This window comes from Prosthecobacter sp. (genome assembly GCF_044378005.1).
In the GTDB taxonomy this organism is placed as follows: Bacteria; Verrucomicrobiota; Verrucomicrobiia; order Verrucomicrobiales; family Verrucomicrobiaceae; genus Prosthecobacter.
The window spans coordinates 1-5,950 of the sequence record NZ_JBILYB010000230.1 but is presented as its reverse complement, the minus strand read 5'-3'; the positions used below and the strand labels follow the sequence as shown (position 1 = coordinate 5,950).

General features: G+C 61.2%; 4 protein-coding genes and 1 pseudogene. 2 read left to right on the top strand and 3 right to left on the bottom strand.

The features are described 5' to 3' along the window. Nucleotides 1-156 precede the first annotated feature (156 nt). Both AC6FTP_RS24935 and AC6FTP_RS24930 read left to right on the top strand, forming a co-directional pair. Nucleotides 157-468, top strand: coding sequence for a hypothetical protein (locus AC6FTP_RS24935; protein WP_497209615.1), 312 nt, complete (start codon nucleotides 157-159; stop codon nucleotides 466-468). Between the two features lie 54 nt (nucleotides 469-522). Then, a pseudogene (locus AC6FTP_RS24930) lies at nucleotides 523-606 on the top strand (hypothetical protein); the annotation flags it as partial. A gap of 110 nt (nucleotides 607-716) precedes the next feature. Here AC6FTP_RS24930 and AC6FTP_RS24925 read toward each other — a convergent pair. From AC6FTP_RS24925 to AC6FTP_RS24915, 3 genes are all read right to left on the bottom strand, one after another. Further along, nucleotides 717-4,280, bottom strand: coding sequence for a hypothetical protein (locus AC6FTP_RS24925; protein ID WP_497209614.1), 3,564 nt, complete (start codon nucleotides 4,278-4,280; stop codon nucleotides 717-719). A gap of 9 nt (nucleotides 4,281-4,289) precedes the next feature. Continuing rightward, nucleotides 4,290-4,874 (bottom strand): hypothetical protein, encoded by a 585-nt coding sequence (locus AC6FTP_RS24920; RefSeq protein WP_497209613.1) that lies wholly within the window; start codon nucleotides 4,872-4,874, stop codon nucleotides 4,290-4,292. A gap of 355 nt (nucleotides 4,875-5,229) precedes the next feature. After that, the coding region (locus AC6FTP_RS24915; protein WP_497209612.1) for a DUF808 family protein at nucleotides 5,230-5,950 on the bottom strand (721 nt) is incomplete at its 5' end.

Genomic DNA, 5,950 nt, shown 5'->3' with positions numbered 1-5,950 from the left:
GGGGACCATTTTTTTGAGCCGCTCTTTGAGCGGCCCCCACCATGCGAAGCGTTGTGTTTTCATCGGTCGCCTTATTTACACCACCCCTTCAACTTTGCCAATCGACAGGTTTTCAAACACGGCCTAGGGAGTAAATAGCCTCCCGAAGGCCCCGCCATGGGCTACAGCATCGGCAACGAACGCTACCGCGCCACTTACTGGCGCGAGCGCAACGGCTCCAAAATCATCGCCACCGAACTCTACGACGAACAAAACAACCCCACCGAAACCGTCAGCCTCGCCGACAAGCCCGAGCACAAAGAAATGCTCGAAACCCTCGCGAAACACCTCCCGCCTGTAGGTTCCAATCTCGACCCGGCTGCCAAGCCCAAAGGAAAGGGCAAAGTCAAAGCGAACGCTGCTCCCGCTACCTCCACCGCTGAGCGCGGCGCACGTTTCGACATGCTGGACAAGGACAAGGCTGGCTAACTCACGCGCCAGTATTACACCACACATCAATCTGATACCGCCGCCGCTGCCGAACGCTTCGAGAAATACGACACTGATAAAGACGGCCTTCTCAGCCGCGAAGAGTTCATTGGAAGAGGGAAGACGGCGGAGAAATAGCGCGCAAGGCAACCGCGCAGCCCACGACTACGCCGAGCGCATCCGCGAGCGGCTGCCGCGTCGGTAGCTGGAACTGCGGGATACTTGCGGTCGAAGCAAGTTTCCGCTGCTCAACACACGCTGCTCAGCCACTTCGAGGCGATGGCGCGCAGGTCGGTTTCGGACATGGTGCCTGCGCTCGCGCCGAAGCAGGCGGCTTCCACGCGTTTGAGGTCGGTTTGCAGGTCGGTTTGCTGGGTGTCCTTCAGTTTGACGAGCGGACTGGAGCAGAGACGGCGAAGCAGGGCGACGACGGCGAAGCCATCGACTTCCTTGGGCATGGTGAAGACATCGCGGGCGCGCACGGGGCACTCGGTTTTGCCTTTGTTGCGCAGGATGAGCCAGAGGATCGAGGCTAACAACAACACAGCGCCGCCGATGATCGCGGGCCAGAGATACGGGCTCTTGGAGGCGACGATGGCGACTTCTTGGGCGGTCATTTCGCGACCGACTTGCACGGCAGGTTCCTTCAACGTTGTGAGGTTCATGTCGGCGTAACTGCTGTAGCTGACGATGGCGTCCTTGGCCTTGGGTTGAGGGAAGTGGAAGGTGATCGGCGTGTTGGAGGCGCGGACTTGGTCGCCATCCAGGGAGATCGTCCAGACACGTTCGGACTTTGGCGCGACTTGATCGGCCCAGGTGTTGAGTTCGGTGATTTGCAGGCCTTCGTGCGCGTTGATGTTCTTGATCGCGACGGTGTTGGCGGACTTCAAATCGAGCAGTTGCTCGATGTCGGGCACGAGGCCGCTGGCGGTGGCTTTCACTTCGAGCGTGACGCCGCCATTGATGTTGAGCTGGCGGTTGTCGAGGGTTTGCGTGATCTCGAGGTTGCTGGCGGGACGCGCATCGGCCTTGTCGGTGGCGACTTTGATGACGGACTCGGCGGACTCGGCGGGGATGGTGATGGGGCCGCTGAGATCGACGAACTTCAGCTCAAGCTGCACGGGCGGGATTTTGTCAACGCTGGCGTCCTTCGCGCGGACGTGCAGGTAGGCGAGGATCGTCTCATCCCAACCGGCTTGGGCGGTGGGGCGCGGCTTCACCTCGGGCGTGGCGAAGGTGAAGCTCTGGATGTCGAAGAAGGGCGCGAGCGCTTCGGTGATGTTGAGTTCCAGTTCATCGCGCGGGCCTTGCGCGGCGCGCATCTTCTTCACGAGTGCGGACGGCTTCTTCTGCTGTTTCACGAGTCCGGCGTTGGCGTCATTCGTGAGGTATTGGCCGAAGTGCGCGGCGCGGCCCATGGCCTCGGTGTGGACGATGCTGACGATGATGCCGAAGTCTTGATCACGACCGACGGTGTTCGGGCCATCGACGCGGGTTTGCAGCCGCACTTCGCTGAGCAACTCATCGAGATAAGCGACCTGTTTTTGTGCGCCGAGCGTGAAGGGATCGTCCTTGGTGATGACGAGCGAGCTGGCGAGGTAGCGGTATTTCAAATCCTCGTGCAGCGGGTCTTTTTCATCCGCGAGGCGGTCGTTCACGATCTTGGCAAACATGCTGATGTGCGCCTTCGATGCCTTGCCCGGCAGCGCAACGAGGTGCTCGCGGATGCGGGTCAAAGCGGCGCGGTTCATGGCTTTGCTGAGATTGATCTGGCCGTTCGAGCTGATGCCGAGCAGGCCGTTGAACCAGCCGAGGTAGGCCGCGACGTTGTAGTCGCCTGGCGCGAGCTTGGCAACCTGCGTGCCATACGCGGCGGCACCGCGATTGAAGTAGTCCTGGGCTTGCAGGTTCTTCTCTTTGTAGCCTGCCATGCGCATCTTGCTGTCGCTGGCGACGAGTTCCTGGAAGTATTCAAAGTCGCCCCACTCGACGAGCAGTGTGCCTGCGAGAGTGAGTGCGCGCGAGCTGTCGCCGTGGCCCGCGATCCAGCCGTCGATGAGCTTGAGCGCGGTGCCGTAGCCTTCGCGCACGAGGTCGAGCGTCTGCGTTTCATCACGCTGTGTCATGCCGGCCGTTTGCACATCCATCTTGCGCCAGCGCTCGCCGAGGTTCTTGCTCATGCGCGAGAGGATGAGGAAGAACAAAGGCTCATCCATCTTGTCCATCTGACCGAAGACTTTCTCGATGTGCGTCGTGCGATACGTCTCCGCGCTGCTGTAGGCGAGATCGAAGGCATCGACGACTTTGCTGTAATCCGATGGCGCGATGCCCGCCTGACGAAACAGCGCCATCATGCGCGAAAGGCTCTCGATGTTCTTCTCCATCATGATCGGCGTGACGGGGATGCGCGCGTCATCGGGCAGGTTGAACTTGCGCCGCAGTTGCTCGGGGATCTGCGGATTATGTGTCTTCGCCCACACGCCGAGGAAATCTTCCGCCAGCGCTGCTCCGGCTCGTGCGCTGCGTTTGCCGATCTCGACGATGCGTTCAGCGGCTTGATCAAAGTTCGCGCCCGTGAGGATGAGGCGCGACATGGCGACATCCATGCGATCACGCGAACTGGTGGAGAGCGCGGCTGCCCATTTGCCCGTCGGCGCGTGCGGCATGAGGTCTTCGGGCAGGATGAACTTTTGCTGGTTACTCGTAGCGGATTTTTGCGTGAACGTGTTCTCCGCTTCGCTGGCCCAAACATCGGCCATCAGCTCGATGACCTGCGTCCACGGCTGCTCGCCGGGCTTCACGAGGTCGCAGAGCAAGGCAGCTACATTGGCCTGCACGGCGATGTTGGACGTGCGGGTCAGCACATCGCCATTGCGATCGTTCTGCACTTTGCGTTCGAGCGCGGTGAGCAGCTTCATCGCGATCTCGGGGTTGGTTTTGACGAGATCGGTGAAGACCGGCGCGAGCGTGCTCAGGGGCACTTGCGTGATGATCTTGGAGATGGCGCTGATGGGCTTCTGCTTTTCCCATCCTTTGTTTCTGCCTGTCGAAGGCGCGAGCAGGTCGCGGATGTTTTCATCCCAGATGCGCTGCACCTCGCCGCGCTGCGTGCTCTCGCGCTGCTCCTGCGTGGCGACGAAGGTCATGAGTTCATTGCGCACGCCTTCATCGGCGATCTGCGCGATCTGATCGTTCCCTGGCAAGTAGGTGCGCGCGAGATCGCGGAAGTTGCCCGCGATGAGCACACGCGCCGCGAGCAATCGCTTCGCCGGATCAGTGCCGCCGAACTTGCCCGTGCCTTTTTGAAAGCGATCCACCAGCCAGAAGCTCTCGCTCACCGGCACGGCGATGCCGAGGAGCTGGCCGAGCCTGCGCACGTTGTCGTTGTTGAGTTCGGCGGGCGCCGCTTCAGAGAGTCCTACGATGTCATCGAGGCGCACCACGGGCTTCCGATTCTCGGTGAGGTCGGCGAGCATCTTGTTGTAAATCTTCACCGCGAGGTCTGGCGGCATCTGTTTCAGCTCCTCGCCAATCTTGGTCCAATCACCGGTGACGAAGCGCATGAGGAAGCGGTCGTTCGCAGGCAAGGTGGCGGGATCAGCGGTGCCGACGCGTTCGAGGTGACGCAGCAGTTCACCTGGGTCGCGCGTGAACTTTTGGTTCATGATCGACTCGTATTCCTTGATGAGCTTCGGGTCAGGTCCGGGAGGCGCTACAGGTTGCTGAGCAGGCGCGGGAACAGCCGGTTGTTGAGCTTGTGCGGTCGTGAGGATGACGAGCGCGAGCGCGGCGCAGAGATGAAGTGGGTTCATGGAATAAAATTAGGAGCCTGGCTTGTCGAGCTTCTCGAACTCTTGCAGTGCGCCACGTCCGTCCGCGTTCGGAAGCGGTGGTGCGGGTGTGAGTGCTTTCGGGCCGTTCAGGAGCGCAGCGGCGGCGGCTTTGCCTTTGCCACCTTCCGCACCGCCGCCTGCAGGAGTGCCTTTGGCGTCTTCTTTGATGAGCAGCGCCGCTTCGAGATTGAGCTGCTTCGGTGCGATGATACCCTGCACGCCCTGCACCGCGCGAATGGTGCTGATGGCCGCAGCGGGCGGTGGTGGGACGCCTTTCACGGTGTTCGGCGGCGTGGCCTGGATGCCATCCACTTTGTTCACGCCTTGCATAGCGGGAGGCGGCGGCGCGACATCTGTGGGTGGCGGCGGTGGCACGGGTTGAGTCACGCCCGTCGGTGGTGGCGGAGTCACGGGCACAACCGTCGGCGGCGCGATCTTCTTGATGCTTTGCACGGCCTCCTGCTTCACCCCTTTGACGCCGTTGATCGCATCAGCCGCAGGCTTTTCCTGCGCCATGGCAATGCCTGCCACGAGCAGCAGAGCTGCACTGAGTAGGAAGATAGATTTCAGCATGAAAAAAGAGATGGTCGCGACGGACACCCCTTAACGGTCACGGTGCTGAAAATCTACCTTCTAAGCGCATTGATCAGAACGTCCTGCATCTGTCTCTGGTTGTAGTTACTGCGCGCGCTCTAGCCCAGACTTCCCACGTTGTTGGAGTTGGCTCTGGTTTGAGCCACAGCATTCGCGATGGCTTGGTGCTGGGGAGCAAAGAACTCGTGGCAAGTGTGTTCACGGAAAATCGCGGCAAATTCGGTCCCAAGCGCCGCGATGGAGAGCGCAAGGTCAGCGAATCAGGGTCTCCACTACACTCGCTGCGGCGGTTGCGCTTGAGGGCTTTGAATTGATGCCCGGCTGTTTCGCAGACTCAGTCCACTGGCTTCCGTCCCAAGAGCTTTTTCAGACCCTGGAAAACGGGAATCAGAATGTGAATGGCCAGAGGATCGACCACGGCTCCGACGATGACACCGAGCACACCGGCGATGGCTGCGCCGACGAGCCAGGTGAGAAAGGAGTTCAGCGCAGGGATCATGCTGGCGACAAACTCAGCAGAATGATGCACAGCCTCCTCCGGCGCATGGACACCCAGTTCATGCAGGCCGTGGATGAGGATGCCACCGCCGACCCAGAGCATGGCCACCATGCCGACGAGGCTGAGCACTTTCAAAAACACCGGCATGCCGAGCACGATAACACGCCCGGTGGCACGCACCGGCCCGTGCGAGTTACGCGCCAGGGCCACGCCTGCATCGTCCGCCTTCACGATGATGGCGACGGCACCATAAACGAGCAGTGTCATGCCCGCGCCGACCACTCCCAGCACGACGGCTTGCAGCCAAACCGCCGAGGTGGCGACGGAGGCGAGCGTGATGGCCATGATCTCCGCTGAGAGGATAAAATCCGTGCGGATGGCGCTGCTCACGCGCTCCTTTTCCAGCTCTTCCGCCGTCTGCGCGGCTGTCGTCTGCGCGGCTGTCGTCGCCTCGGCGTGATCGCCATGACCGGGGCGCACGAGGTCCATGACCTTGTGGTAGCCTTCCAGGCATAAAAAAGCACCGCCAGCCATGAGCAGCGGTGTGATGGCCCAG